This window comes from Anoxybacillus sp. PDR2 (genome assembly GCF_009834045.1).
GTDB classification, from domain to species: domain Bacteria; phylum Bacillota; class Bacilli; order Bacillales; family Anoxybacillaceae; genus Anoxybacteroides; species Anoxybacteroides rupiense.
The window spans coordinates 1,507,644-1,533,863 of the sequence record NZ_CP047158.1 but is presented as its reverse complement, the minus strand read 5'-3'; the positions used below and the strand labels follow the sequence as shown (position 1 = coordinate 1,533,863).

The window sequence follows — 26,220 nt, the reverse complement described above, 5'->3', positions numbered from 1 at the left end:
AAACATTGAAAAAGCAATGGATCGCCGATGCTAGCCTACTGGCTGTTACGTTTATATGGGGAGCGACATTTGTTGTTGTTCAAAATGCGATCTCCTTTCTTGAACCGCTTTCCTTTAACGCTGTACGCTTTTGGATCGCAGGCATTTGTTTGCTCATTTGGCTGCTTCTATTTCAACGATCTTCGTTACAACATTTTAATCGCTCGCTTTTATATGCCGGATTTTGGATGGGGCTATGGCTGTTTAGCGGTTATGCGTTGCAGACAATAGGGCTCTTATATACAACATCTTCAAAGGCCGGTTTTATTACCGGTCTTAGCGTTGTATTAGTGCCGCTATTCTCTTTCTTTTTTTTAAAACAAAAGCCAACCGCTAATGCCGTATTTGGCTCGATTATCGCTGCATTCGGCTTATATTTTTTAACGATGGAACGAGCCGAATTATCGATTAATCAGGGCGATGTGTTCGTTTTCTTTTGCGCTGTTTCATTCGCCATGCATATTATTATCACGGGAAAATACTCCGCACATTATCCAACGCTTTTGCTGACGATTATGCAAATTTTTACTGTCGCTGTCATGTGCTCCATTGGCGCCTTTTTGTTTGAAGATGCCCCCAATATGTGGAATGGCGCTATTTTAGCGAAGCGGCAAGTATGGACAGCTCTGCTGATTACATCGCTGTTCGCCACAGCTGCTGCTTTCCTTATTCAGACAAACTTTCAAAAATACACAACAGCTGCCCGTGTAGCGCTTATCTTTGCAATGGAGCCCGTATTCGCCGCTGTAACCGCCTATATTGGGGCAGGAGAACGGCTTTCCGTTTCTTCTATCATCGGATGCATTGGCATTTTGTGCGGTATGATCGTGTCAGAAATTCCGATTTTTTCATGGTTCTCCAAACGAACGCTTACACAAGGAAATCCTCGAACCTAACCTTCGAGGATTTTTTTAATCAATCAATCCTTTTTCTTTCATGAATAACTGTACCTGCTGGCGCGTTTCCAGCCTCTGTTGGCAAAACTCTTCAAGCAGCGAAAGAAAAAAGCTGCCGTCAAACTGCTTTTGAATTTTTAGCGTCCACTCCAGAGCCATAATGGTTAGTTCATCACTTGCTTGCACATATTGCTTTCCGAACTGAACAAAACGAAAAACATCTTCATGGAAACGGAAGCCCTTGCTCTCTAAAAAAAGAAAATATTGTTCGATTGTTTGCTTTCTCATACGCGGATCTCCCTATGGTAGATTCGCTTTCATCTTAACTCATTTTGCTCATTATGGCTAGCTTATTTTTTATTTGTTCGTTGATATGAAAAACAGCCTGTGGCTATTCCAAGCAAAGCGCCAGCCATCACTTCGATTGGCTGATGCCCAAGACGCTCGCGGATCCATTCTTTTTTCTGCTCATACCATTTTTGCTTTGGGCTTTGTTCAAGTCGCATGACTTCCTCGGCCAAATCATTCAACCGAATCGCTAGCTCCCCCGCCTGCCGCCGCACGCCCTGAGCATCATACATGACAATAAGACCGAACAACGCAGCCAAAGCAAAATCAATGGTTCGCATTCCTTTTTTTAATCCAATAAATGTAGCAAGCGAAGTAACACCGGCAGAATGAGAGCTGGGCATTCCCCCTGTCTCAAAAAAATACTTCCAATCCCACTGTCCAGTCTCTCTTTTTTTTAACGGGATTTTTAGGAATTGTGCAAAAGCGATTGCTGACAAAGCTGTCTTTAATGCTTGATTCATCTTTTTTCCCCTTTCATGTGTCCTAAACATATTTTTTTCATAACTAGGCAACACTATCCGCGGTGGTGAACGGAAAATGGCGAAAAACGGAGGAACAAACCGCGGGACAAAGGCCCCTAGCGTAAATCCCCAAGGATACGGGCAAGATGCAACATTTTCTCCAGATCCAAAGAGTGAACTTGAAAACGCAGCAATACGAAGCAATACGAAGCAATACGAAGCAATACGAAATAGCACAATTAAAAGCTTGAGGTGGAAGGGATGCGTAAAATGGCTGTAGACAAAGTCCATTGGACTTTGTCTACAGCCATTCTCTTATTATTTATGCAATTTTTCACGCAAGACCATTTGCAAGATTCCGCCATGGCGATAGTAGTCGATTTCCACTTCGCTGTCAAAGCGCACAAGCACTTCGAATTCCTTCTTGTTTCCAGCTTCATCTGTCGCGGTTACTTTTACATAATCACGCGGTTTCACATTTTCATCAATGTGAATTTCAAATGTTTCTTTTCCGGTAAGCCCTAATGTTTCAGCATTTTCTCCCTCTTTAAATTGAAGCGGCAATACTCCCATGAGGACGAGGTTGGAGCGGTGAATGCGCTCAAAGCTTTCAGCAATCACCGTTTTAATTCCTAACAAGAATGTACCTTTCGCCGCCCAGTCACGAGAGCTTCCCATTCCGTAATCTTTACCAGCAATAACAACAAGACCCGTGCCGTCTTGTTTATATTTCATGCAGGCATCGTAAATCGACATGACTTCACCAGTTGGCCAATATGTTGTGTAGCCCCCTTCTGTACCAGGAGCAATCTGGTTGCGGATGCGAATATTCGCAAACGTACCGCGCATCATCACCTCATGGTTACCGCGCCGTGAACCGTAAGAGTTGAAATCTTTCGGCTCGACGCCTTTAGAAATCAGATACTGGCCTGCTGGAGTGTTTTTGCCGATCGATCCGGCCGGAGAAATATGGTCAGTTGTGACAGAATCGCCAAACTTGCCTACTACGCGCAAGCCTGCGAGCGGTTGTACTTGGCGAACGTCTGGAGACAACCCTTCAAAGAACGGAGGATTTTGAATATATGTGGAATCCTCGTCCCATTGATAGAGCGGTTCATCCGTTGTCTCGATTTCATTCCAGCGTTGATTATCATCGAACACACGCTCATACTCCTTGCGGAACAATTCTGGTGTTACGGTTTGCTTCACTACTTCTTTTATTTCTTCCGTTGTTGGCCAAATATCGCTAAAGTACACATCGTTTCCGTCTTTATCCTTGCCAATTGGATCGTTAAGAAGATCGATATCAACCGTACCTGCTAGCGCATAAGCTACTACAAGCGGAGGAGATGCTAGGTAATTCCCTTTAACAAGCGGATGAATCCGGCCTTCAAAGTTACGGTTTCCGGAAAGAACGCTTGTCACTAACAAATCATTTTCCGCAATTGCTTTCTCAAGCTCTGGAGCTAGCGGACCAGAGTTACCGATACACGTTGTACAACCGTATCCAACAATATTAAAGCCAATTTGCTCAAGGTATGGAAGCAAACCAGAATCTTTTAAGTATCCAGTAACAACCTTAGAACCAGGAGCTAACGATGTTTTTACATATTTTGGAACATTCATTCCTTTTTCAACTGCTTTTTTCGCTACTAATCCGGCACCTACTAACACATACGGGTTTGACGTATTCGTACAGCTTGTTATCGCAGCGATGGCGATCGCACCTGTTTTCATTTTAACTTCTTCGCCATTTAATGCGACCGTTATTTCTTTCTCAAGATCTGCCTCTGTTAATCCAAAGCCTTGGTTTCCTTGCGGAGCTTTTATTGCTTCACGGAACGAGCTTTGCATTTTAGAAAGCGGAATCAAATCTTGTGGACGCTTTGGTCCGGAAAGATTGGCTTCAATTTCAGATAGGTTGAGTTCAACCACATCTGTGAATGTCGGTTCTTCTGCATCTGGTGTATAGAAGAGACCGTTTGCTTTACAATACGCTTCCACCACTTGAATATGATGCTCATCTCGTCCTGTTAACCGCAAATAATCAAGCGCTTCAGCATCTACAGGGAAAAAGCCGCATGTCGCTCCATATTCTGGCGCCATATTCGCGATGGTCGCACGGTCAGCGAGAGGCAGAGTAGCCACACCAGGGCCGAAAAATTCCACAAATTTGCCGACTACGCCTTTTTTACGAAGCACTTGTGTTACTTTTAAAGCAAGATCCGTAGCTGTTGTCCCATTTGGTAATTTTCCCGTCAAACGAACGCCGATAACCTCAGGAACAGGGAAATAAGAAGGCTGTCCAAGCATTCCCGCTTCCGCTTCAATTCCGCCGACGCCCCATCCAAGGACACCGATACCGTTAATCATCGTTGTATGGGAGTCAGTTCCAACAAGCGTATCAGGAAATGCTTCATATTCGCCGTTTTCTCCTTCTACTGCATGAACGACGTTCGCCAAATATTCTAGGTTCACTTGGTGAACGATTCCTGTTGCTGGTGGCACCGCACGATAGTTATTAAACGCCTTTTGAGCCCATTTTAAAAATTTATAGCGCTCAGCGTTTCGTTCAAATTCTAGATTCATATTGTATTGAAGAGCATCATCACTGCCTGCTCTGTCCACTTGAACAGAGTGGTCGATCACAAGATCCACCGGAATTTCAGGATTGATTTCATATGGATCTCCGCCGATATCCGCCATCGCTTTGCGCATAGATGCCAAATCAACAACAGCAGGAACACCAGTAAAGTCTTGCAAAATAACACGAGACGGCTTAAACGGGACATCGATCTCCTTTAATTCGTCCGTTCCCCATTTTGCTAAATTTTCCACATGCTCTTTTGTAATGACACGCCCGTCTACTTGCCGAAGCACTGATTCTAATAAAACTTTGACGGAATAAGGTAAACGGGAGATGTTACCGATTCCCGCTTCTTCAAGCGCTTGTAAACGATAGTAGTTATATTTTTTACCGTTTACCTCAAATGAAGTGCGGGCTTGAAATACATCTTGTTTTGCCATATGTATTACCCCCTCAATCAATACTATACTATTTTTTCACATAAATGTCGAAAAAATAGTACGAATTCTCCCAAAACCCGTAAAATTGGTACGCTTTTATCTTATTATAAGCACTATGAATTGTAAATAATTATTCCCTCGTTTCTCCTTTTCAGAGAATAAATTTCCCTCTCTTTCGCAAACTATAGTAGGGAGGTGAAAGGAGAATGGGAAAGCGGAAGGCCCATCATGTCATTCCGGGCATGAACGCAGCAAAGGCGCAAGGAATGGGAGCTGGCTACAAAGAGGAATTTGCCAATGAACCATTAACGGAAGCAGAACGCCAAAACAATAAAAAGAAAAAAAAGAATCAATAACCCCTCTTCGCCGCTGCGAAGTGAGCAGCAGCATAAAAGGGAATGCTGCGATGCACATTCCCTTTTATTGAATCTCGTTTACCTCGTCTACAATCGTTTGCAAATCCGTACGAAATTGTTCAAGACGCAGTCGCTGCGTTTCTGAAGCGACTTCCATTGCGTTATTGATTTGTTCAAATGCTTCATTGACTTCCTGCTTTAAATGCTTTAACTGGCTTCCGTAATCGGCCTGATCGCGAACTAAATGGTCATACCATTCCTTCGCTTCCATCGTCCCTTGTTCAGCGGCTTGAAACGCTTGTTGCTTATCTTTATGATACGGCATGTTCTTCCTCCTTCCACTGCATTGCACATTTATATCGTGTCAAATATTCAAAAATTTATACGATGAATAAATAAAAAAAACCCTGCTATCCTAATCAATAAAAGGAGGTTATTTTTATGAGCAAAGACACAGCAAAAAACGGCCGCAATAACGAACAGTCGGGACAACCCAAACCGCTGGACGGCTCCAAAAAAGTCAAAAATCGCAATCATACGCGGCAAAAGCATAACGCTGGACATGATATGTAATGCAACAAAATAGACAGAAGAAAGGGGCAACTGCCCAAGGCTTCCCCTCCCAAAAATCTAAAAGCTATCGTTTTTAATAGCTTTTAGATTTTTTTATTTATTTGGTTTACAAATAATAATCGCCATTCACTTTGTTAAAATGTGTGTGAACATATAAAAGAAAATATGATTGTTAGTCAGTTCTACTTCTGGGAATCTATCTTTTTGGAACGCATTGCGGATAGATTTAAAAAAGCCCCTAACGTATCGCACAAGTTCATATGTCGAAAGTTGAAATGGGATTTATATAGGTTCATTTATTACTTTAGATCGATAAAGCTGAAAGCATGATTGCATCATGAACAAAAGCCTCTTTTCAGCCTGTTAACAAACTCAACCAGCGGAAAGAGGCCTTCTTCTATCAATATTTTTGGCTTATCTTGCAAATGCGTGATGACCGATCCGGATGGTAACGGGTCTTGAAAGCATCCAGCGGTCTTTTGTAATAGCCGGATTATAAAAATACAACGAATGGCGCCGATCGCTTGGGAATAATGCTACCGCGCGATCAACCGCATCGTAGTCTTGCTTTGTTGGACGGATTTTTGTCAGCTTTCCTGTTTTGACAGGAACAAACGCATAGCCTGTTTTCGTTTTTTGATAAATCACGCCCTTTATCGTGTTAGGAAACGCCGGATCTTTGACCCGGTTCAGAATCACAAGCGCAACCTCTACTTTTCCTGCGAACGGTTCACTAGATCCTGTTTCCGCTTGAACAAGTTGCGCTAAAAGCGTTCTTTCCTCTGCGGTAATTTTCCATTTCGCTGCTGACGAAGCGGTTGTCGTTTTTTTCGCTGTTGCTATGACAGGCACTTTCAATGTTTCTCCGACCAAAATGCGGTCTGTTGTTTTTTTATTTAGCGTCTTTAACATTGAAACACTCGTTTTGTATTTTTGAGCGATTTTATAAAACGAATCTCCTTTTTGCACTTTATAGTATGTATATGTGGTTGCTGCACTACTTTTATGTGGCGTAAACGCTACAACCATACAGCCAACTACTGCGAGTATTGCTAAAATCCTTTTGATCATGATGGCCTCCTCATAGTCGCTTTTTGGTTTTCCCGTTCGCATTTACTAGATTAGCATGTTTCAAGTGTGCTGACACTGGGCGACGTTTCCATTCCGGCTCATGAAATGTTCTCCATCTGTTGATATATAAAGGACGAGCTTATTTTTTTACAGTTGTATTACAGTTTCGTAACAGCGCTTATAACAGCGTTCTTGCCAAATATTCTTCTTTTAGAGATAATGTTTGATAGATCATGAAGGCTGTATTGAGGTGAAAACATGCTAACAGGCTGGTTTCTTTGGTTTATTTTATTCTGGGTGGTCTTTTTGCTTACGATGATGTCGATTGGCGGCTTTTTTATGTTCCGTAAATTTTTAAAGCGCCTGCCAAAAGCAGACGGAAAATCAGAGCTCGATTGGCAGGAATACTACATTGAGCAGACCCGGCATTTGTGGGGAGAGGAAGAAAAAGCGCTGCTTGAGGACTTAGTGAAGCCCGTTCCCGAGTTATTTCGCGATGTCGCTCGTCAGAAAATCGCAGGTAAAATCGGCGAATTAGCACTTCAAGAGCAAGCTTCACGCATTACAAAAGATCTTGTTATCCGCGGTTACATTATCGCTACACCAAAACGTGATCATAAATTTTTAGTCAAAGCTTTAAACGAAAAGCAAATCGATTTGGCGCCATATGCTCATTTACTTGAGTAAATCCGACACAACAAAAAAGATGGGGAGTCCCCATCTTTTTTATTGTGTCGACCAAAGAGTCGGATTATTGTTTAATTGCTTCTCTAGACGTTTATAAGAAACATACATCGCCGCTCGCCACGGAACGATCATCGCAAATGCCAATAAATAAAACATGCCGCTCAGCTGATGATAATCAATCGTTCTGCCTAAATAGACCTTTAAACCAAGACGAATGATAATAAGACCAACTAAAATCCAAACAAATGACTTGGACCGCTTTAAGTAAATATGGTGATCGCGAATTTCGAACTTGGATGTTTTAATTAAAAAAACCGAGAAACAGGCACCTAAAACAATGGCTTCCATCAGTTCCCCTTTTGTCACGCGAAACAGTGGATCTAAAAACATGAGCGAGCCGGTGCTCATAAAAAGCGGCGGCAGAATAATTTTTTTGGCATTTGTCGGTTTTTTCGATGCCTTCATACGAACAAACAAAATGAGTAGCGCCATTATAATCGCGATAATTGTGCTTAAAATTGCCAAGCAAATCATCCTTTGCTATAAGATTTTACTGCTTTCCTTTATTTCATTATAGACTTCTATAAGCAAGAAGATTCAGCAGCAACAAAAACACGCAAATAGAGCATGCCCAGAAGCCGCTCTAAAATTAGTGTCACCGTCATCACTACTGAACACGCAGCAATATGCTTTAAATCAACACACAGCCTACGTTCCATTATTTAGGTGTCTATTTACACACTTTAAATTTCCAAAATCCACCTATTTTACATTAAAGCACGGGCAATCGCTTCCATCACACGGCTTTCATCAAACGGCTTCACAATAAAATCGATCGCTCCTGCCTCGATTGCTTCAACCACCATTTTTTGCTGTCCCATCGCCGAACACATAATAACTTTCGCTTTCGGGTCTATTTGTTTGATCGTTTTGATCGCTTCAATGCCATTCATTACAGGCATTGTAATATCTAACGTTACGATGTCTGGCTTTAATGCTTGATACAGCTCGATCGCTTCTTTTCCGTTTTCTCCTTCTCCTACTACTTCACAATTCGCTTTTTTTAAAATATTTGACAATGTCATTCTCATAAATTTCGCATCATCGACAATCAACACTTTTGCCATAATAATCCCCCTATTAGCCAGAAAAATAATATGCGCGATCATGGGTCGACAATAATCCTATGCAACAATGTAACGAATTTGCGGAAGAATTTCAACTTAAATATAGTGACAATCTATGATTCCTTTTGACAGAAAACATCCCATCACCTACGCTTTGTTTAGAAATGGGAGACTCCTTTTCGATAGCGCTAAAATCCCGTAAAACCTCCAAAAATACTGGTCGTGTAGATAATGATTTTCGTCATCCAGTCAAAAAACAGCAAAATCCCCATTATAATCATCACATATCCGCCTGCTTTCATAATTTTCATATGATAGCGGCGAATCCATTGCATTTTCCCAATAAAAAACGATAAAAGAAAAAACGGAACGGCAAAGCCTAGAGAATAAGCTGTCATATAAACCATTCCTGATCCTGGATTTGTCGCTGCTAAAGCAATCACTGACATTAAAATCGGGCCTGTGCACGGCGACCACCCTGCTGCGAAAGCCATGCCAATCAATATCGATCCCGCATACCCTGACGGACGATTGCGAAAGGAAATGCGATGATCTCTCATCAAAAAGCCTGGCTTAAATACACCGATGATCACAAATCCAAAGAAAATAATTAAAATGGCGCCGACTTGCCGAATAAAATCTTGATATTGTTTAAACAGTTCGCCAATTAGTGAAGTGCCAAATCCAATGGAAACAAAAATAAGAGAAAAACCAAGCAAAAAAAACAGCGTATGCAACAAGCTCCTCTTTTGCAACATCGCATTCTCCGCTTGCAGTTCCGCGACCGAAATGCCGGTAATATAAGATAAAAATGCCGGATATAACGGCAGACAGCATGGAGAAATGAACGATAAAAATCCTGCTCCAAATGCTAAAAAAAGATTTACGTCTGTCATCAATTTCAACCCCACAAGTTCTATTTTTTCTTTAATTTTACCAAAAAATAAATCTTAATGGTGATGTATGAATTTAAAAAAAAACCGACTTTTTTCTTTTGAATTAATTGCCAGAATAGTATACAATACCTATATAACTTTGTACAATAGAAAGGACTTGTTCTCCCGTGTCAAAACAAGAGATGCTTCGGCTCATTGAAAAGAAAAGAAACGAACTGATTGAAATGGTTGCCAAAAGTGGATTAAACGCAGCGATTACCATTCAAATCAGCCAAGAATTGGACTTGCTTTTGAACCAATATAATGAATACGTATACAAGAAACAGAAACGCCTCTCTTCTCAGTAAAAAAAAACGATGAGGCGTTTTCTCACTATGAAACATTCCGTTTGTTGCAGAGTAACGGACCACTTGTATAGACAAGCTTTCGTTCGCTGCGCTACTAACGACGTTCAGGCGTCTCCCCTCTTAAAAGCTCATTCGATCTAACTCCTGCTTTGTTAGCTTTTACACCGTTTAGCGCAAATAAAAAGACACTCCGCGGAGTGCCTGTCCCATGTTTATTTAAGCTGGTTGTTCATCGCTTTCATCATTTGGTTGATTTTCTTTTGCGATGGTGTCATTCCCATCTGCATCATCATCATTCGAATCATTTGCTCATTAATTGGCGGGTTTTTCTTTAAATAGTTCATCATCGTTTTACGGGCAATGAAAAATCCTAGCGCTGTTCCAGCGATAAGCGCTAGAATGCCAACGAGAATCGTTGTCCACATACTGCTTTTTCCTCCTTCATGTTGTCTATCTAACAGTGTACTAAACAATGAGCTATTATACAATATTTTCCCTTAAAAATCTTTTATTTACGCACAATTCCGTCGATCAGAAAGAACAATAAATACAGTTTGCTACAGAAGAGCAGATCAAGAAGACGATCTTGATTGAACTGAGTGAATCTTCCGATTTTTTCACGCTGGAGCGTGATCGATATAAGTCGCCAACTTATCTCCTACCGTCGAAAAAATGGGAATCTGCTTTTGACTATATATGTTCCATCTTTTCACTGAATCTCTATCATTGGTAAATGGATCGAAGGCTAAATGAATCACTGCTGGTGCATCAACATGGGTCCACAAGTGGACGACGGTCGATCACGCGAATACGAACGAAAAGCAAGTCCAAAGACTTGCCTTTCTATTGCCAGTCCATGTGATTTTTTCTCCCAAGATCCAACGCCCTTTTTTCACATAGACACGCTATCCCAAATCATTATTTTTATTTCCATCTTTTAGGCAAATTTTCTGTTTTCTAATTCTGCTTTGAGCCATTGATAGTGGCTAAACTCGCTGTCAATCGCTAGAAAAGCGGATGATATCATAGCTAATGACTGGAAAATACGATTGGTTAAATCATAGCAATCGCTAATGAGGAGTAAGCGGCGCTTTTGGACAATGACAAGTGCCTCTTCATTCGTTTGATCATGTTTAAACATTAGCATATTTCGTTCCAAGTTTCTCTCAACTTGTCCAGAAAAATGCTCTTTTATTCCTAACTCTACACGTGAAAACGAAATGCGTTCTGTAATAAATTCAACTTGTTTATGGCAAACACTTTTAAAAGGGGCCTTTTGATATTCCCGAAGCAGCTCGACGATTTTTTCTGGACGATGATAGTAATCTTTCACTACATCGTCTCGAAACAAATAAATCCAATAGCGCGTCACATTTCGTCCTCCATTCTTTTCTTCTTTTTACCTATTATAGAAAAACAGAAGAGAGAAACGTGTCTATTGGCGCAAAAATTCTTCACTATTTTTGTCGAAACAAAAGAAAAAGCTACCTTTCGCTAATAAAAGGCAGCTTTTTCACCTTATTTCATTATGGATGCAAAAGCTTCTTCACACGCTCGATTACATGCTCCACTGTGAACCCATACTCTTTCATAATCTGTTCGCCTGGAGCAGAAGCGCCGAAGCGATCGATTGCTAAAATGTCTCCTTCATCTCCCGTATAGCGCTCCCACCCGAATGAAGCCGCCATTTCAATCGCTAGACGCTTTTTCAAAGCAGACGGCAAAACTTGCTCTTTATATTCTTCCGGCTGCTGTTCAAAACGATCCCAAGATGGCATGCTAATAACCGAAACATAAATGCCCTCAGAAGCCAACGCTTTTTGCGCTTCAACAGCTAAACTCACTTCTGAACCGGAAGCAAGCAACAAGGCCTGCGGTTCTCCATTCGTTGCTTCTGATACGACATATGCACCTTTTTTCACACCTTCATATGCGCGCTCTGCCGTGGTTGCAAGCGTCGGGAGGTTTTGTCTTGTCAACACAAGCGCTGTTGGGCGATCCGTTGATTCCAGTGCTAAGCGCCATGCGGCCGCGGTTTCGTTCGCATCTGCTGGGCGGATTAACGATAAATTCGGCATTGCCCGCAATGAAGGAAGCTGCTCAATCGGCTCATGAGTCGGTCCGTCTTCACCGACCGCAATACTGTCGTGCGTAAACACATAGGTGACTGGTAAGCCCATTAATGCAGCAAGACGGATAGCTGGACGCAAATAATCAGAAAACACAAAGAATGTACCGCCAAATACTTTTACTCCCCCATGAAGCGCCATTCCATTCAATGCCGCTCCCATGGCAAATTCACGAACCCCGAACCAAATGTTTCGCCCTTCATAGCTTTCCGGCATAAAGTTGCCTGTTCCTTTAATCAGCGTTTTATTCGATCCCGCAAGATCCGCGGAACCGCCAATAAACTGTGGAACAGCTTTCGCAATCGCATTTAACACCTCTCCTGAGGATGCGCGTGTAGCTATGTTCTTGCCTTCTGGGTAAACAGGCAGCTGCTCTTCCCATCCTTCAGGGAGCTGCTCATCGATCGCCAGCTTCAATTGGTTCGCTAAATCTGGATAAGCTTTTTGGTAAGCGGCAAGCAATTCATTCCACTCCGCTTCTTTTTGTGCTCCCACTTCTTGAACAACTTGACGGAAATGGCCATATACTTCTTCCGGTACATAAAAATCTTCGGCAAACGTCCATTTATAAGCCTCTTTTGTTAGTTTTAGCTCATCGGCGCCAAGCGGAGCGCCGTGAACATCAGAAGTTCCTGCCTTATTTGGCGATCCATAGCCAATTGTTGTTTTCACTTCAATGAGCGTTGGGCGATTGACATCTGCTCTTGCTGTTTCAAGTGCTTTCGCAACTTCCTCGATATCGTTTCCATCCTCAACGCGCAAATATTGCCATCCATATGCCTCAAAGCGCTGTGCGACATTTTCCGAGAAGGAAAGCTGCAGCTCTCCATCGAGCGAAATGTCATTCGAATCATAAAGAACGATGAGACGGCCAAGTTTCAAATGACCAGCTAATGAAGCTGCTTCAGAGGCAACCCCTTCCATCAAGTCTCCATCGCCGCAAATGGCATATGTGTAATGGTTAATAATCTCAAAATGATCTCGATTGTATGTAGTCGCTAAATGACGTTCTGCCATTGCCATACCGACAGCCATCGCAATCCCTTGACCAAGCGGACCTGTTGTTGCTTCTACTCCAGGTGTATGACCGTACTCCGGATGTCCGGGTGTTTTGCTCCCCCATTGGCGAAACTGTTTGATATCTTCCATTGATACGTCATAGCCACTTAAATGAAGCAAGCTATATAAAAGCATAGAGCCATGACCCGCAGATAGCACAAAACGGTCGCGGTTAAACCATTTTGGATTGCTTGGATTATGATTCATGAATTTGGTCCAAAGCGTATAGGCCATCGGCGCAGCGCCCATCGGCATGCCTGGATGCCCGGAATTCGCTTTTTCAATTGCATCAATCGACAACGTTCGGATTGTCGTGATGGCCAATTGATCAATCGTTTGTGCCATTTTTTGCTCATCCTTTCGTTTCGTAGCGTTTTATCCATTTCTATCATATAGAAAGTAAGAAAAAATGTACAACGTTTCTTCAAAAAATCAAGAATCTTTGACTGATGAGAATGCTTGCTTCTCTTAATGCAACCAATTTTTTTGACTTTCCTTCAATTTTTTGGGCGTCACATCTTTTCCATTTGGATCAATAATTTTTACAGAATGCAGAGTATCCGTTACCGCTTGGCGAAATGCTTGAAGATACTCGTTGCGAAGCTGCTCTTGCTCTTTTTTCTCCGCTTCTGTCAACCCGCTTGTCTTTGCCTTTTTCGCTAATTCATTAATGCGAGCGATTTTTTGTTTTGAGATCATCGTTTCATTCCACCTATTTCGAAAAATATTATGCCCCCATCTTACTAGAGAAATGGATCCTTGACAACTATGTTGACTGACTTTTCCGCTCATATTCCTGATAGCGGCGATGGACAGTCGCTTTCGACACATCATATCCAAATCCGCGCAAAGTCGCCGCAATTTCAGCAAAGGTCAGTCCGTTCCTACGCAGACGGATAATTTCTTCAATTGGTAGCTCAAGGCGATCTCTTCCGGCATGTTCACCTATATTTTTCAAATTTCTTTCTGGCCGATATCCACGTTCAACGGCTTTTTGCATCCCGCGCTTAATTTTTAAGTTATGTATTTTGCGCTGATACTCCTCTACGATGCTGAGGATACTTAGTACCATGGAATCAGCTTCTGATAGCTGTAGTTCTCCATGATGGCACACCGTATACAGCTTGGCTCCTTCTTTTTGAATACAATGCAATAGGGCAATTCTTGCATTTCCTCGTCCAAGCCTCGTTTCATCTTGGATGAGAACGGCTTCGATTTTATCCTCTTTCAGCGCTTCTAAAAGCTCCAGTATCCCGTCTCGCTCAATCTCATAACCGCTTGCCCGCTCTTCAATGACCTTAACGACTTGAAAACGATATGTTTCGGCGAGCTGCTCAAGCTCCTCCTTCTGCCGTTGCAGTGATGTTTCTTGTTCCTCTTTGTTTGTGCTCACCCGACAATAAATAATCGCTTTCATTCCATCATCTCCATTATTATTTACTGACGACTAGCTTCTTTTCTGCCTTTGATTTTAACACGGGAATCACTAGCTTTTCACCCGCAGCAATTTTTTCATTTGGCAAATGGTTTACATTCATTACCCATTCAATAAATTCTTTCGTTGAAAGCTGATGTGAAGATCTGTATTCATTGGCTATTCCCCAAAGCGTATCTCCGGATTCTACCGTAATTTTTAAATATTTCTCCTTTTGAATCGGATGGCTCGCATACACGAAACCTGATAGTAGCATAAACACCAAGCATGAAAACACGAGATAATGAGTAACTTTCATCTTCTCTCACCTCTTAGAATGTTTGTTCGCTTTTCTACCCATTATATTAAGAACATTCGTTTGCGTCAACCATTTTTTCGAACTTATGTTTGTTTTTTTGTTCTCCTCGTGTTATAATAAAAAAAACGATGGGTAAGAGGTGTGAAACATGACCAAACTGTCGAAACGCCAACAGCAAATTCTCGATTTCATCAAAAAAGAAGTAAAAACTAAAGGGTATCCTCCTTCCGTTCGTGAGATTGGCGAAGCGGTTGGACTTGCCTCTAGCTCAACGGTGCATGGACATTTAGCTCGGCTTGAAAGCAAAGGATACATCCGCCGTGATCCAACTAAACCTCGCGCGATTGAAATATTAGATCCGGATTTTGCCTCATTCATGCGGCCGAGCAATGTGATCAATGTTCCGGTCATCGGAAAGGTAACGGCAGGGCAACCAATAACCGCTATCGAAAATGTGGAGGACTATTTTCCGCTCCCAGAACGCTTCGTTTCTGCAGAGGACCATGTTTTTATGCTTGAAATAATGGGCGATAGCATGATTGAGGCAGGCATTTTAGACGGAGATTTTGTCATTGTTCGTCAGCAGCAGTCAGCTAATAACGGAGATATTGTCGTTGCTATGACGGAAGAAAACGAAGCAACCGTCAAGCGCTTTTTTAAAGAACAAGGCCACATTCGCCTACAGCCAGAAAACCCTCATATGGAGCCTATTATCGTCAACGATGTTACGATTCTCGGGAAAGTGATCGGCGTATATCGCATGATTCAATAACAAACAAGGGTAGATAAAGTGAAATTCACCTTATCTACCCTTGTTTTAAGTAGCGATGATTATTCGATCATTGTTAAAATCCGCTAGGTTCTCTTATTTGTCTATATGGATGGAAGCGACATCATTTTGTGCAATTCATTTGAGCGGTACATTTTTGCCCATTTTAAGACGGATGCTGCATAAAGACAGGAACGAACAGCAAATCATTTCTCTACATCATAATCCGTATCGTTCTTGACAGATAAAATGATAGTGACTAACGTTGTAACTGTAGAGACTACAGCTGCTATGACCGAGGCAAGTCACGGACTTGTCTCGAACCGGCGAAAAACAAATTCTGCTTTTGAATGGGGCGTCTATTCCATCTTTTCGTTGGATTTCGATCATTCGCAAATGGACCCAATGCCGAAACCATTCAGCACTTATATACAGGATGAATCGTAATTCCTTTAAACCTCATCGAACTTCTTTCCTAGTTTTTCTCTTTAAATGAGACTATTCCCTTAGGGTATATGGCTAATAATCTAAATTCAAGGAAAGCATTTCTTTTTCTTGTTTTTTTGATTCCTCATCACCATAATCATGCGAATCCATATCTCTGCATATCATTTACATAACATCAAAAAAGGAGAGCATCAGGCCATGTTATCTATTGAATTTTTCGCATGGACACTATCTGCTATCTTAGGAATCGGATTTATTATTTCTCTTATAGCTGTATCCAGAAAACCGAAAAACATGACTGAGATGGAGCGACAAAGTCCTGAACCCAAGAACACAGAACCATAAAATAGAGTTTGTTCAGACCTTCATCGCGCGGATACATGACGAGAAGGCAAGCCTGTGGACTTGCCTTCCAGCCGCGGTACAGATACTATTGGTTCAATCGTTAAGTTTTATTTATATCGTGCTTTGCCGACAGGATGAAAACTACAGACCGAAATCAAGTCTATGAATCATCATCGCTTTTTTTCGGTAGAATGTCCTATTATTATTCTATTGTTTTGTTTCATTTCTTATTTTACCATCATTGATTTTTAAGTAATTGATCAATGTAGTTTTTTATCTCTTCTATCTTCTGATCGGTAACTTTTTTAATTTCTTCTGTTTTTTGATTTAAAGACTGTTGATAATCTTGATTGAGCTTTTCATTTAAGTATTTTTTAGTTTCATCTTGCAATCGCTGGATTTCAGACTGTGTTACATTGGATAGATCATTTTTTATTTTCATGTCTTTTTCTGACAAGTATTGATTGATTTCTTGCTGGTACTCTTTTTTCGCTGCTTCCGCTGCATCGCTCATATGATAGACTACCGCACCACTAAGTCCACCACTAACAAAAAACAAAACGATTGTTATAAACAAAACTCTAAGAGGTATCTTTTTCATATAAATCAACCTCCTTTTTTTTATTATCTCATATTCCGCGCTCATTTTTTAGTGTTTTATCCGAATATTCATTATTTTTTATGATCGTACTATCTGTGTGATTTTCTTCCTATGATGTTTTGCTGTGTATTAAGAAAAGCACCTTCTTCTCCAAAGCTGAATCTCATGGAGTGTCTTTGGAAATGGTGAAAAGCACCGTCAGCCGTTGCCAATCATTTTCACAATGACGTACACAAAGCTATTGATTAGCCAGTCGATAGCTTCATTCTTAAAGTATATTGAATGTCGCAATGACGATGTTTTACAGCTGTATCGCTTGAGAAATCGAATGATAAGTTCATTTGATTTCGTAAACAATCATCAAACTTCATAGTCATCACTCCGATGAATAAAATAAAAAGCAACCAATTATTTGGATGCCTAACATCTAAAATTACAACTAAAAAATCTTATTCATGAATGTTAAGATGTATTTCCTCAGATTCCTCCTGGATTTGTCCAATAAGGGATAGAACAGAACCTGTGGCTTGTATCCAACTTCCTGCAACTCCAACTAGGTCTGACTCTGAGTTATTTTCATTCAATGACTGAATGCCACTTATGGCCTGCAAGGAATTCCCGATGCCTTGCAACAGACTTCCAGAGATATTCTCTAATCTCCCGTCTTCTGTACGATCAAAAAACTCATCAGAAAGACCTACGAAACTCCCTAATGCTTGCATCCACAGCCCAGTAATCATAAGCTTTTGTTCGATTTTTTCACCCCAAGCGTCACCCACCAGCATTCCTGTAATAACGGTTGAGTTCCCTGTGGCTTGGATTTCATCCCCTATTTTTTCAAACGAATCCATACCTTGTCCGTCAGCAGATAATGCACTTCCTAAAGCCTGTAACACATTACCTACTAGCCGCAATTGATAACCTAGATTTTTGTTCAAATGAAATTGAGGAGTATTGCCGATGGCTGCTTGTATAGTCCCGATTGCCGAAAGAGAATATCCGACTATTTCCTTCCACTGATTATTCATTTGTTATCCAATCCAACTCCTATTGATACAATTATTGTATTCTGATTCTGCTATTTGGTTCATTTAGTAAAAGAAAAAACGCCCCCCAAACGGGTGACGCAATTCAGACAACCTACTCACTGATTAGGTAGCATTTACACGACAAAAAACAACGAAAAAGCATTTATATGTATCATCAATTTTTGTGGGCACTCTTTATCAATGATTAAATTGATTGCTTTTATCCACAATATAAAAACCCCTCAACGCGTAGAGGATCGAGGGATTGGAGGGATTAATAAAGGATCATGTATTGATCGCGTTCCCACGGACGGACTTCTGTGCGGAATATAAGTTATAGCAGTAAAGCAAATTCAAATTAGAGTGATAATCGCATTATATCAACGATTTTAAAAAATAACACTTCAAAATGAATCGACATTTATTAACTAAAATCGGGCAATTATCAGGCGGATTGGGGCTATGCCCCTTTCTTCCCTCACACCCTCTGGTCCAACTATATACCCTATACACTTTTTGCCTATGCTTTTCTCCCTTCTTCCTCACAGCGTCATTGGACTCGAAAATTTTTTATTACGTAGTTATAATCCAAAAAACACACGGAGTATACACAAACAAAAATAAATTACAGATCATTCATCGACAAAGTGCGTCGTGTTAAAATAGACGTCCAGATCATGTATCGTTTGATGAATTTCATTAAAAATCGGATCGCCTTTTTTCGCCTTACTTTGAATGGCTTGATTCACTAATTTAATTGCTTTATCTAATTCAGCTTTCTTTTCTCCATTGTTATCGTATTTAATTTCGCTTAAATTCTTTTTCATTTCGTTTAAAATAGACTTATAATCCTCAGCACTAAGAGGCTTTCCGCCGTTGTTAACTTTGGATTTGTCTACAAAAACAGACGCATTCAGATGAGCAAAATAAAGATTGAAATTAGACTCATATTTAGGATAAGTATTGGGGTCCACTCCCCTTTGTAATACTTCTGGCTTTATAGCTTCCATTTGATTTTTAGGTTGAGATTCCGTATTTTTAGCAGGTGTCTTATTGAGTACGAAAAATCCGCTTCCTAAGACCACAATCAGCAGTAATCCAAAAACCACAAAAAGTTTTTTCAACGGCAGACCCCTCTTTATAATATGAATTTTATTAGTTTTACATACTATAGCAAATTTCATATTTTACCTCAATGAAAAATAAAGGACACCAAAAAACGGCGCACTCTATATCTTCCCGCTGTCTTTCCACTCAAGTAGAATTTTTTTACAGGTGTTTGATGTTTGAAATCCCCTGATATATGTTACTCATTTTCATCTAAGTTAAATCCAATGCGTCTTGGTGGACCACTTTCATCCATTTTTGGCAATGCCATTAACAAAAAGTTTATTTGTGATACATGCTGTATTAGCTCTACACGCGCGCCATTCTGTAGTCTGCCTTGAAACGTGATTAGACTAGGATTACAATAACCTATACTTTCAATATGAAATTGCAATGTTTGCCCAAATGCAACCAATCTTATCCCAACTTCATGTTCTTCGTCTAAATCTCCTTCAAAATCATTAATCATTTCGATTAATCTTTTATAGAACTCACTTGCTAAATTAGGGTTAGTAAGTGCAACGTCGGAAAAATTCAGCTTTGGTGGTTCAATAACGTTTTTCGAAAAGCCAGCAGCCCGCGTTGAAAATCCGATTGATTTTGAGGATTCAAAAGCATCTTTTCTCATGCGTAATCCCCCCTTTTCCTACTTAATTCGACAAAGAGAGAGAGCTTCCTTCACACTCTAAATAAAAAGCACCCGATTATTCGGCTGCTTTAAATCAATTCCTTTTTTAAATTAACTTCTTTATTTTGGATACACTTTTTCAAACCGTTCACATACAACTAACATAGTTGGTGAAAATTCCATATCGTATTCTTTTAATGATTTGGTAAAAAACTTTTCGTGTGCATTCCACCAAGAACGATAATCACCTTCGCCTTCCGCTAAAGCAAATTCCTCTGTCACCTCATTCATCGGAACAACTTCAACGGATTGAATTTGAATGACTGCGACTGGCTCTTCCCGACCATTTAAAACAATATAATATTCACCAACTTTAGGTATAGCTTCTTTTTCTAACTCATAAAACACGAAACCGGAAGTTGTCGCAGTTTTCTTTCCTCTAACAACTAAATCGGCTAACCAATCAGCAGAGGCTCCAAATTGAAAAGCATCTTTATATTCAATCCCCTCCTGATGAGTTGCTATACAAAAGTCATTCCAGAATTGTTGTACTCTATTATTCATCCATGATCCATCCTTTAACATAAAATTCTTTCTTTATTTCACTCCTCCACGAAAGTTTAATTTGATGTTTTCGCAAAATAAAAAGCACCACAAGATTTCTTTTTAAATTTATGATGACATGATATTCTCAATCTTCCCAAACACTCCATAAATATATCCGCATAGCAGGCAGTATACTTCATTCAGCCTTTTATCGCCTTTTTTATCTCTTCTCACACTATTGCTTGATACAATATTTTCAATCCCACCTGTACCACAACTAGGACATGCAGGTCGATCATTCCCATCCTCCCCATTTAGAATCATTCGATAACAAAAGATACATTCCTACATGATTGGATGATTAATTGTCGGCAAAAAACAGCTTTTTATACCATTTATCTCAATTAGGTCCCCCTTTTTTATCAAATAAAAAAGCACCCCGAAGGATGCTTTATCGATTATGGATAAATACGTTTTAGTTCATCTAATCTCCATTTACTTGGAGTTTCATATTTGATATAACCATCCATTTTTGTAATCCAATGATCAGAGCCAACATTATATTGTCCACCATACAGATCATCATATCCATAAACTCGATAAACTTCTCCAGGATTTAAGACGCGAACAAAAGTCAGCTTATCATTAGCATCGCGTTTCCAAAGATTAATAGGTTTTAAGACTGTAATTCTACCAATCTGACCTTTTTTCATTAAGTCCCCATCCCAACATATAGGGGAAGTAGTTTCATCTGGTAATAAAGGAATTGGATCTGTTGAATTTGATTTTGAGCTATTCCATTCTGGATTGTGGATTTCAAAGTGCAAGTGTTGGCCATCTGCATCTCCTGTGTCACCCATATATCCAATTTGCTGTCCAGGGGAAACCGCATCTCCAGCTTTTACACTAAAACTTTTTAGATGAGCATAAACCGTTTCAGCTGTTCCACCACGATGTTTAATAAAGATAACATTTCCATAAGAACTAGAATAATAGGCCCTTGACACAATACCAGCATATGCGGCGTAAACAGGTACATCTCCTGATTTGGGAATATCTATACCATGGTGGAAACTACCATTTCTCCAGCCGTAATATGATGATATTGTACCTTGGGTGGGCATTTTATAAGGTTGGCAAGTAAAATCATCAGCTTTTACAGGCCTTTCATAAGATGGGAAAAGAGTTAATCCCAAAATACTGACTAAAGATAATGCTAAAATTTTTTTAAAAAAAGCTTTTTTCATACTCTCCTCCTAATAAGTTTATTTATGTATACATTACTAAAACTACCAAATTTATATAATTTATGTAAACATATTACTATATTTTCTCTATTAAAATTTTATTTTGATCAACCACATAAACAGAAAATACTTTCTATAATGTTTAATATTTCAAATAAATCTGACTAAAAAACGCCACCAAGGGAGTATAAAATATTTTGTGTAAATAGATAAATAGAAAAGGAAGACCTTTTCTTGTAGAATTGAGTTACCACACAACAACTCACAGAAAAGAGGCCTCCCCTATGAATCATTTTACAACAGATTTAGTTCAAGCTCTAGATCACGAAGCAAGACACACAAGACACAACAGAAATTTTCCGTATCCATCTGGAAAAAGCAATGAATCAGTTGCTGGAACCGAGTTAACAGCCTTCCTCGATTACGAAAAGTATGATCGTGCAGGATTCCATTCAGGTAATTCTCGTAATGGGAACGATACATGTACACTCCATACGGAATACGGCGATTTACACCTCCACATTTCTCGCGATCGTAATGGAGATTTTAAGCAGCAGGCCGTAGCTCCCTACAAACGATCTAACGACACGTTAGAATCTTTTGTTATTCACATATTCCAAAAAGGCGTAACCATGGCTGAAATCGCTGATCTGATCGAGAAAAACTCTACTAATCTTATTGAATCCTTTAACAAGCAGATCAAGAAATACACCAAGCGGAAAGAGCAATTTCCTCACGAAGAAGCACTAGAAAAGTTCTTAGTTTCACAGTTTGAAGACTACAACCAGCGCTTTGCCACACGCTGTCACATTGGCTTTGATCAAGCCCGCACAGAACTGCAAGCCATGTTTAAAAGCAACACGTAAGTTAATTTCTACAAGCAAAGGATATTCTTATTTACATAAAATTCTTAACGCTAGCAACGTTTTGTATAGGAGTGTTATTTTTTGTGAGTTGTGAAAAAATTGTTAGAAAGAGAGGAACACTTGGTAAAGTGTAAATGAGTAAAATGAAAAAATGTGTATTTTGCGAAATCGTTAATGGTAAGTCTCCCTGCTATGAGGTTTATAAAGATGATGATGTAACAGCATTTCTTGACATCAATCCCGTAAGTGTTGGCCATACCTTAATCGTCACCAATAAACATATCGAGAGGCTTGATGATATAAAAGACAATCAAATCGCTAATGCTTTAATGAATTCCTTGATAATAGTGTCAAAAAAATTAATTAAATCGGGGATTTGCAAAGACTTTACAGTAATTCAAGATAACGGATATTGGGCACAACAAGATATTAAACATATTCATTTTCATATTATACCTAGACACAAAGATGAGAAAATTGTCTTGAAATTAGAGACTGATTTTGTTGCAGCGGAGAATAAAAATCTACTCAAGACGTGGGAGAAAATCAAATTGCATGAGAGGTTATGAGATTAAAATTAGAGCGATAACCGCATTATATCAACGATTTTAAAAAATAACACTTCAAAATGATCGACATTTATTAACTAAAATCGGGCAGCTGATAAAACGCATATTCACAATCGAAAAATGCCCGATATAAAAACCCCTCAACACCTAGAGGGTCAAGGGGTTTTACGATTAATAAAGGGCCATGTATTGATCGCGTTCCCACGGATGGACTTGTGTGCGGAACATATCCCATTCAATTTCCTTCGCTTCGACGAAATGTTCAAATAAATGCTTTCCTAGCGCATGAATCATCACTTCATCGGATTTTAAATTTTGCAGTGCTTCAGCTAATGTTGACGGCAAATCAACGATTCCTTCTTCAAGGCGCTCCTCTTTTGTCATGACGTAAATATTGCGATCAACTGGATCTGGAGGAGTTAATTTGTTTTTAATTCCGTCTAAGCCAGCCGCAAGCAGCACAGCCATTGCTAAATATGGGTTAGCTGCAGGGTCGACACTGCGAACCTCAATCCGTGTGCTCATGCCGCGGGAAGCAGGGATGCGGATCAGCGGGCTGCGATTGCGCGCAGACCAAGCCACATAGCATGGCGCTTCATATCCAGGCACAAGACGTTTATAAGAATTCACTGTCGGATTTGTCACAGCTGTAAAATTCGGTGCATGCTTTAATACACCAGCGATAAACTGACGGGCAACCTCACTCAATTGTAAATCGCCATTTGGGTCAAAAAACGCATTCTCATTGTGTTTGAACAATGACAAGTTGCAATGCATTCCTGATCCGTTCACGCCAAAGAGCGGTTTTGGCATAAATGTCGCATGCAAGCCATGCTTGCGAGCCACTGTTTTCACCACAAGTTTAAATGTTTGAATATCGTCGCACGCCTTTACCGCGTTAGCATATTTAAAATCAATTTCATGCTGACCAGGTGCTACTTCATGGTGGGAGGCTTCGATTTCAAATCCCATTTCTTCAAGCTCAAGCACAATATCGCGGCGACAATTCTCCCCTAAGTCTGTCGGCGCCAAGTCAAAGTAGCCACCATTATCGTTTAATTCAAGTGTCGGATTTCCTTTGTCATCAAGCTTAAATAGGAAGAATTCTGGCTCGGGACCAAGGTTAAAAGCCGTAAAGCCTAACGCTTCCATTTCCTTTAACATGCGTTTTAAATTATAACGAGGGCATCCTTCAAACGGAGTACCATCTGGATTGTAAATATCACAAATGAAGCGAGCCACTTTCCCTTTTTCTGCTGTCCATGGGAAAATCACAAATGTATCCAAGTCCGGATACAAATACATATCAGATTCCTCAATGCGAACAAATCCTTCAATGGACGAACCATCAAACATAATCTTGTTATCTAGCGCTTTTTGTAGCTGGCTAATTGGAATTTCTACGTTTTTGATGGTTCCTAATATATCCGTAAATTGCAAACGGATATACTTGACATTTTCCTCTTGGACAATGCGGATGATATCTTCTTTTGTATATTTCGCCATGCCAAATCCTCCCTATTATTCTTTATATAAAGCATAAAATAAACTAACTTAATGAAAAAAGCGGGCAATGTCGCCTTGGCGAAGCGATGCGCGATTAAAGCGTCCAGCTTGCATAAGCTCTGCTCTCAACATTTTTCGCAGTTCTTCATCTGACAATTGTTGCTTAACAACCTTTTCCACTTTCTCTCCCGCCGGCTCACGGTTCGCTTCAGACTGACGCGCTGCAAAAATCTGCTTGATTCCAGCCAGATTTACCCCTTGGTCAATCAAATCTTTTATTTCAAGAAGTCGGTCGATGTCATTAAAAGAAAAAAGACGCCGATTTCCTTCCGTTCTTGCAGGAGAAACAAGTCCATGTTCCTCATAATAGCGGATTTGACGAGCAGACAACTCTGTTAATTGCATGACAATGCCGATTGGAAACAACGGCATAGAACGTCGAATGTTGCTACTCATGTCAAACGCCTCCTTTAATCATATATTTTTATTTTATTACAATGTCAGGTAATATGTCAATACAATGTTATATTTTCTCACAAAGAAATCAAACCTTTTTCTATCAGGTGATCAAGTGCTGTACAAATCGCAATTTTTACGTGGGAGTACGTTAATCCTCCTTGTACATAGGCTACATATGGAGGACGAAGCGGACCATCTGCTGTCAGTTCAATACTTGCTCCTTGAACAAATGTTCCAGCTGCCATAATCACATCATCCTCATACCCAGGCATATAATTTGGATATGGCATAAAATGAGAATTGATCGGTGAGGCAAATTGAATAGCTTGGCAAAATGCAACCATTTTCTTTGGGTCATCAAACTGCACCGATTGAATAAGATCTGTACGCTTTGCATCCCATGCTGGATATGTATTCATGCCGACACGCTCAAGCATCGCAGCCGTAAATATCGCTCCCTTCAGTGCTTGCCCGACAATATGCGGCGCCAAGAAAAAGCCCTGATACATTTCCTGCAGGCTATAAAGAGAAGCGCCCGCTTCTGCACCAATACCAGGAGAGGTCATTCGGTAAGAGCACATTTCTATATATTTTTTTTTGCCGACAAGATATCCTCCCGTTTTCGCCAGCCCCCCTCCTGGATTTTTTATAAGAGAACCAGCAATAAGATCGGCGCCCACGTGGCAAGGCTCCCTTTCTTCGACGAATTCTCCGTAGCAATTATCAACAAATACAACTACATCTCGTTTTATCGATCTGACAAGACGGATCATTTCTTCAATCTCAGCAATCGTAAAGGAAGGACGAGGATCATACCCTTTTGAGCGCTGTATCCCAATCATCTTCGTACGCTCATGAATAGCGTTTTTTACAGCCTCAACATCTATTTTTCCCTCTGCGGTCAAAGGAACGCTTCGATAACGGATATGGAATTCTTTTAGCGATCCGCTGCCGTCTCCACGAATGCCGACAATTTCCTCAAGCGTATCATATGGCTTTCCCGTAATGTAGAGCAGCTCATCTCCAGGGCGAAGGATCCCAAATAACGCAATCGAGATAGCATGTGTTCCAGAAATAATGTGCGGCCGAACAAGCCCCGCTTCTCCGCCAAACACATCTGCATACACCTTTTCAAGTGTGTCGCGCCCGATATCATCGTATCCATATCCCGTTGTAGGAATAAAATGAGCGTCGCTGACTTGATGGCGCCGAAAGCTTTCGAGAACACGATACTGGTTATAATCGATTCGCTGCTCGATTTCTTTATGCATTGGAGCTATGCGCTCCTCTACTTCTTGAACAAGTACTGCAATTTCTTTGCCGTATTTTAAATGCTGAAACATAAAACAA

30 protein-coding genes and 2 pseudogenes are annotated in these 26,220 nt (G+C 40.3%); 9 read left to right on the top strand and 23 right to left on the bottom strand.

Annotation, left to right across the window (positions count from 1 at the left end; genetic code table 11):
* Positions 1–5: 5 nt before the first annotated feature.
* On the top strand, positions 6–935 hold the full coding sequence (locus GRQ40_RS07455) for a DMT family transporter (protein WP_044745260.1): 930 nt from the start codon (positions 6–8) through the stop codon (positions 933–935).
* 15 nt (positions 936–950) lie between these two features.
* On the opposite strand, the gene GRQ40_RS07450 is transcribed toward GRQ40_RS07455, so the two are convergent.
* Together GRQ40_RS07450 and GRQ40_RS07445 are read right to left on the bottom strand one after the other, a co-directional pair.
* Complete coding sequence (locus GRQ40_RS07450) at positions 951–1,223, bottom strand: DUF6123 family protein (protein WP_044745261.1); 273 nt, start codon at positions 1,221–1,223, stop codon at positions 951–953.
* A gap of 62 nt (positions 1,224–1,285) precedes the next feature.
* Positions 1,286–1,747 carry a divergent PAP2 family protein gene (locus GRQ40_RS07445; protein WP_066147431.1) on the bottom strand — a complete coding sequence of 154 codons (462 nt, stop codon included), beginning with the start codon at positions 1,745–1,747 and terminating at the stop codon, positions 1,286–1,288.
* Between the two features lie 76 nt (positions 1,748–1,823).
* Here GRQ40_RS07445 and sspL point away from each other — a divergent pair.
* A pseudogene (gene sspL / locus GRQ40_RS07440) lies at positions 1,824–1,958 on the top strand (small, acid-soluble spore protein L); the annotation flags it as partial.
* A 107-nt stretch (positions 1,959–2,065) separates the two neighbouring features.
* Here the strand turns inward: sspL and acnA are convergent.
* Entirely contained in the window at positions 2,066–4,774 is a 2,709-nt protein-coding gene (acnA, locus tag GRQ40_RS07435; RefSeq protein WP_066147426.1) for an aconitate hydratase AcnA, read from the bottom strand.
* 206 nt (positions 4,775–4,980) lie between these two features.
* Between acnA and sspO the strand changes: the two genes are divergently transcribed.
* Complete coding sequence (gene sspO, locus GRQ40_RS07430; RefSeq protein ID WP_159719639.1) at positions 4,981–5,130, top strand: small acid-soluble spore protein SspO; 150 nt, start codon at positions 4,981–4,983, stop codon at positions 5,128–5,130.
* Between the two features lie 64 nt (positions 5,131–5,194).
* Here the strand turns inward: sspO and GRQ40_RS07425 are convergent, their stop codons facing one another.
* On the bottom strand, positions 5,195–5,455 hold the full coding sequence (locus tag GRQ40_RS07425; RefSeq protein WP_066147422.1) for a hypothetical protein: 261 nt from the start codon (positions 5,453–5,455) through the stop codon (positions 5,195–5,197).
* A gap of 116 nt (positions 5,456–5,571) precedes the next feature.
* Between GRQ40_RS07425 and GRQ40_RS07420 the strand changes: the two genes are divergently transcribed.
* A complete protein-coding gene (locus GRQ40_RS07420) occupies positions 5,572–5,703 on the top strand; it encodes a small acid-soluble spore protein P (RefSeq protein WP_063504932.1) in 132 nt (43 codons plus the stop codon).
* A 414-nt stretch (positions 5,704–6,117) separates the two neighbouring features.
* On the opposite strand, the gene GRQ40_RS07415 is transcribed toward GRQ40_RS07420, so the two are convergent.
* Complete coding sequence (locus tag GRQ40_RS07415; protein ID WP_159719638.1) at positions 6,118–6,774, bottom strand: cell wall hydrolase; 657 nt, start codon at positions 6,772–6,774, stop codon at positions 6,118–6,120.
* Positions 6,775–7,032: 258 nt separating this feature from the next.
* On the opposite strand from GRQ40_RS07415, the gene GRQ40_RS07410 reads away from it, so the two are divergent.
* Complete coding sequence (locus GRQ40_RS07410) at positions 7,033–7,461, top strand: DUF2621 domain-containing protein (protein WP_044745268.1); 429 nt, start codon at positions 7,033–7,035, stop codon at positions 7,459–7,461.
* A 39-nt stretch (positions 7,462–7,500) separates the two neighbouring features.
* Here the strand turns inward: GRQ40_RS07410 and GRQ40_RS07405 are convergent, their stop codons facing one another.
* The 3 genes from GRQ40_RS07405 to GRQ40_RS07395 form a co-directional block, all read right to left on the bottom strand.
* Positions 7,501–7,995: a CcdC family protein gene (locus tag GRQ40_RS07405; protein ID WP_369815497.1), complete on the bottom strand. Its 495-nt coding sequence runs from the start codon at positions 7,993–7,995 to the stop codon at positions 7,501–7,503.
* 233 nt (positions 7,996–8,228) lie between these two features.
* The gene (locus GRQ40_RS07400; protein ID WP_044745270.1) at positions 8,229–8,588 is read right to left on the bottom strand and encodes a response regulator; all 360 of its coding nucleotides are present in this window, start codon (positions 8,586–8,588) and stop codon (positions 8,229–8,231) included.
* A 188-nt stretch (positions 8,589–8,776) separates the two neighbouring features.
* A complete protein-coding gene (locus GRQ40_RS07395; RefSeq protein WP_066147414.1) occupies positions 8,777–9,484 on the bottom strand; it encodes a cytochrome c biogenesis CcdA family protein in 708 nt (235 codons plus the stop codon).
* 167 nt (positions 9,485–9,651) lie between these two features.
* On the opposite strand from GRQ40_RS07395, the gene GRQ40_RS07390 reads away from it, so the two are divergent.
* Complete coding sequence (locus GRQ40_RS07390) at positions 9,652–9,831, top strand: aspartyl-phosphate phosphatase Spo0E family protein (protein WP_044745272.1); 180 nt, start codon at positions 9,652–9,654, stop codon at positions 9,829–9,831.
* Between the two features lie 212 nt (positions 9,832–10,043).
* On the opposite strand, the gene GRQ40_RS07385 is transcribed toward GRQ40_RS07390, so the two are convergent.
* The 6 genes from GRQ40_RS07385 to yneA form a co-directional block, all read right to left on the bottom strand.
* On the bottom strand, positions 10,044–10,256 hold the full coding sequence (locus GRQ40_RS07385) for a YneF family protein (RefSeq protein WP_044745273.1): 213 nt from the start codon (positions 10,254–10,256) through the stop codon (positions 10,044–10,046).
* Between the two features lie 512 nt (positions 10,257–10,768).
* Positions 10,769–11,203 (bottom strand): sporulation inhibitor of replication protein SirA, encoded by a 435-nt coding sequence (gene sirA / locus GRQ40_RS07380; RefSeq protein WP_044745274.1) that lies wholly within the window; start codon positions 11,201–11,203, stop codon positions 10,769–10,771.
* 154 nt (positions 11,204–11,357) lie between these two features.
* Positions 11,358–13,364: a transketolase gene (tkt, locus tag GRQ40_RS07375; RefSeq protein ID WP_080862635.1), complete on the bottom strand. Its 2,007-nt coding sequence runs from the start codon at positions 13,362–13,364 to the stop codon at positions 11,358–11,360.
* Positions 13,365–13,487: 123 nt separating this feature from the next.
* Complete coding sequence (locus GRQ40_RS07370) at positions 13,488–13,718, bottom strand: DUF896 domain-containing protein (RefSeq protein WP_159719637.1); 231 nt, start codon at positions 13,716–13,718, stop codon at positions 13,488–13,490.
* 67 nt (positions 13,719–13,785) lie between these two features.
* The gene (locus tag GRQ40_RS07365; RefSeq protein ID WP_044745277.1) at positions 13,786–14,436 is read right to left on the bottom strand and encodes a YneB family resolvase-like protein; all 651 of its coding nucleotides are present in this window, start codon (positions 14,434–14,436) and stop codon (positions 13,786–13,788) included.
* Between the two features lie 16 nt (positions 14,437–14,452).
* The gene (gene yneA / locus GRQ40_RS07360; protein ID WP_044745278.1) at positions 14,453–14,752 is read right to left on the bottom strand and encodes a cell division suppressor protein YneA; all 300 of its coding nucleotides are present in this window, start codon (positions 14,750–14,752) and stop codon (positions 14,453–14,455) included.
* Between the two features lie 148 nt (positions 14,753–14,900).
* Between yneA and lexA the strand changes: the two genes are divergently transcribed.
* The gene (lexA, locus tag GRQ40_RS07355; RefSeq protein WP_044745279.1) at positions 14,901–15,524 is read left to right on the top strand and encodes a transcriptional repressor LexA; all 624 of its coding nucleotides are present in this window, start codon (positions 14,901–14,903) and stop codon (positions 15,522–15,524) included.
* A 1,027-nt stretch (positions 15,525–16,551) separates the two neighbouring features.
* Here lexA and GRQ40_RS07350 read toward each other — a convergent pair.
* The 6 genes from GRQ40_RS07350 to GRQ40_RS07325 form a co-directional block, all read right to left on the bottom strand.
* Positions 16,552–16,914, bottom strand: a complete 363-nt coding sequence (locus tag GRQ40_RS07350; RefSeq protein WP_044745280.1) for an NAD(P)/FAD-dependent oxidoreductase — start codon at positions 16,912–16,914, stop codon at positions 16,552–16,554.
* A gap of 449 nt (positions 16,915–17,363) precedes the next feature.
* A complete protein-coding gene (locus tag GRQ40_RS07345) occupies positions 17,364–17,942 on the bottom strand; it encodes a DUF6944 family repetitive protein (RefSeq protein WP_159719636.1) in 579 nt (192 codons plus the stop codon).
* A gap of 632 nt (positions 17,943–18,574) precedes the next feature.
* Entirely contained in the window at positions 18,575–19,066 is a 492-nt protein-coding gene (locus tag GRQ40_RS07340) for a hypothetical protein (RefSeq protein ID WP_159719635.1), read from the bottom strand.
* A gap of 182 nt (positions 19,067–19,248) precedes the next feature.
* Complete coding sequence (locus GRQ40_RS07335; RefSeq protein WP_236546413.1) at positions 19,249–19,677, bottom strand: DUF6173 family protein; 429 nt, start codon at positions 19,675–19,677, stop codon at positions 19,249–19,251.
* A 120-nt stretch (positions 19,678–19,797) separates the two neighbouring features.
* The gene (locus GRQ40_RS07330) at positions 19,798–20,241 is read right to left on the bottom strand and encodes an ASCH domain-containing protein (protein WP_159719634.1); all 444 of its coding nucleotides are present in this window, start codon (positions 20,239–20,241) and stop codon (positions 19,798–19,800) included.
* Positions 20,242–20,681: 440 nt separating this feature from the next.
* On the bottom strand, positions 20,682–21,470 hold the full coding sequence (locus GRQ40_RS07325) for a M23 family metallopeptidase (RefSeq protein ID WP_159719633.1): 789 nt from the start codon (positions 21,468–21,470) through the stop codon (positions 20,682–20,684).
* 284 nt (positions 21,471–21,754) lie between these two features.
* Between GRQ40_RS07325 and GRQ40_RS07320 the strand changes: the two are divergent.
* Together GRQ40_RS07320 and GRQ40_RS07315 are read left to right on the top strand one after the other, a co-directional pair.
* A pseudogene (locus tag GRQ40_RS07320) lies at positions 21,755–22,336 on the top strand (transposase).
* A gap of 134 nt (positions 22,337–22,470) precedes the next feature.
* Positions 22,471–22,905 carry an HIT family protein gene (locus GRQ40_RS07315; RefSeq protein WP_159719632.1) on the top strand — a complete coding sequence of 145 codons (435 nt, stop codon included), beginning with the start codon at positions 22,471–22,473 and terminating at the stop codon, positions 22,903–22,905.
* A gap of 171 nt (positions 22,906–23,076) precedes the next feature.
* Here GRQ40_RS07315 and glnA read toward each other — a convergent pair whose 3' ends face one another.
* The 3 genes from glnA to GRQ40_RS07300 all read right to left on the bottom strand — a co-directional run bounded on the left by glnA (position 23,077) and on the right by GRQ40_RS07300 (position 26,213).
* Complete coding sequence (gene glnA, locus GRQ40_RS07310) at positions 23,077–24,411, bottom strand: type I glutamate--ammonia ligase (RefSeq protein WP_066147395.1); 1,335 nt, start codon at positions 24,409–24,411, stop codon at positions 23,077–23,079.
* A gap of 48 nt (positions 24,412–24,459) precedes the next feature.
* On the bottom strand, positions 24,460–24,867 hold the full coding sequence (locus tag GRQ40_RS07305; RefSeq protein ID WP_044745291.1) for a MerR family transcriptional regulator: 408 nt from the start codon (positions 24,865–24,867) through the stop codon (positions 24,460–24,462).
* A gap of 77 nt (positions 24,868–24,944) precedes the next feature.
* Positions 24,945–26,213, bottom strand: a complete 1,269-nt coding sequence (locus tag GRQ40_RS07300) for a methionine gamma-lyase family protein (protein WP_159719631.1) — start codon at positions 26,211–26,213, stop codon at positions 24,945–24,947.
* Between the last annotated feature and the right edge of the window lie 7 nt (positions 26,214–26,220).

Bases quoted from the DNA above. Each gene is read 5' to 3' on its own strand.
- GRQ40_RS07450 (WP_044745261.1), bottom strand. From the start codon at position 1,223: ATGAGAAAGCAAACAATCGAACAATATTTTCTTTTTTTAGAGAGCAAG.
- GRQ40_RS07445 (WP_066147431.1), bottom strand. From the start codon at position 1,747: ATGAATCAAGCATTAAAGACAGCTTTGTCAGCAATCGCTTTTGCACAA.
- acnA (WP_066147426.1), bottom strand. From the start codon at position 4,774: ATGGCAAAACAAGATGTATTTCAAGCCCGCACTTCATTTGAGGTAAAC.
- sspO (WP_159719639.1), top strand. From the start codon at position 4,981: ATGGGAAAGCGGAAGGCCCATCATGTCATTCCGGGCATGAACGCAGCA.
- GRQ40_RS07425 (WP_066147422.1), bottom strand. From the start codon at position 5,455: ATGCCGTATCATAAAGATAAGCAACAAGCGTTTCAAGCCGCTGAACAA.
- GRQ40_RS07420 (WP_063504932.1), top strand. From the start codon at position 5,572: ATGAGCAAAGACACAGCAAAAAACGGCCGCAATAACGAACAGTCGGGA.
- GRQ40_RS07415 (WP_159719638.1), bottom strand. From the start codon at position 6,774: ATGATCAAAAGGATTTTAGCAATACTCGCAGTAGTTGGCTGTATGGTT.
- GRQ40_RS07410 (WP_044745268.1), top strand. From the start codon at position 7,033: ATGCTAACAGGCTGGTTTCTTTGGTTTATTTTATTCTGGGTGGTCTTT.
- GRQ40_RS07405 (WP_369815497.1), bottom strand. From the start codon at position 7,995: ATGATTTGCTTGGCAATTTTAAGCACAATTATCGCGATTATAATGGCG.
- GRQ40_RS07400 (WP_044745270.1), bottom strand. From the start codon at position 8,588: ATGGCAAAAGTGTTGATTGTCGATGATGCGAAATTTATGAGAATGACA.
- GRQ40_RS07395 (WP_066147414.1), bottom strand. From the start codon at position 9,484: ATGACAGACGTAAATCTTTTTTTAGCATTTGGAGCAGGATTTTTATCG.
- GRQ40_RS07385 (WP_044745273.1), bottom strand. From the start codon at position 10,256: ATGTGGACAACGATTCTCGTTGGCATTCTAGCGCTTATCGCTGGAACA.
- tkt (WP_080862635.1), bottom strand. From the start codon at position 13,364: ATGGCACAAACGATTGATCAATTGGCCATCACGACAATCCGAACGTTG.
- GRQ40_RS07370 (WP_159719637.1), bottom strand. From the start codon at position 13,718: ATGATCTCAAAACAAAAAATCGCTCGCATTAATGAATTAGCGAAAAAG.
- GRQ40_RS07365 (WP_044745277.1), bottom strand. From the start codon at position 14,436: ATGAAAGCGATTATTTATTGTCGGGTGAGCACAAACAAAGAGGAACAA.
- yneA (WP_044745278.1), bottom strand. From the start codon at position 14,752: ATGAAAGTTACTCATTATCTCGTGTTTTCATGCTTGGTGTTTATGCTA.
- lexA (WP_044745279.1), top strand. From the start codon at position 14,901: ATGACCAAACTGTCGAAACGCCAACAGCAAATTCTCGATTTCATCAAA.
- GRQ40_RS07350 (WP_044745280.1), bottom strand. From the start codon at position 16,914: ATGAAAAAGATACCTCTTAGAGTTTTGTTTATAACAATCGTTTTGTTT.
- GRQ40_RS07345 (WP_159719636.1), bottom strand. From the start codon at position 17,942: ATGAATAATCAGTGGAAGGAAATAGTCGGATATTCTCTTTCGGCAATC.
- GRQ40_RS07335 (WP_236546413.1), bottom strand. From the start codon at position 19,677: ATGAGAAAAGATGCTTTTGAATCCTCAAAATCAATCGGATTTTCAACG.
- GRQ40_RS07330 (WP_159719634.1), bottom strand. From the start codon at position 20,241: ATGAATAATAGAGTACAACAATTCTGGAATGACTTTTGTATAGCAACT.
- GRQ40_RS07325 (WP_159719633.1), bottom strand. From the start codon at position 21,470: ATGAAAAAAGCTTTTTTTAAAAAAATTTTAGCATTATCTTTAGTCAGT.
- GRQ40_RS07315 (WP_159719632.1), top strand. From the start codon at position 22,471: ATGAGTAAAATGAAAAAATGTGTATTTTGCGAAATCGTTAATGGTAAG.
- glnA (WP_066147395.1), bottom strand. From the start codon at position 24,411: ATGGCGAAATATACAAAAGAAGATATCATCCGCATTGTCCAAGAGGAA.
- GRQ40_RS07305 (WP_044745291.1), bottom strand. From the start codon at position 24,867: ATGAGTAGCAACATTCGACGTTCTATGCCGTTGTTTCCAATCGGCATT.
- GRQ40_RS07300 (WP_159719631.1), bottom strand. From the start codon at position 26,213: ATGTTTCAGCATTTAAAATACGGCAAAGAAATTGCAGTACTTGTTCAA.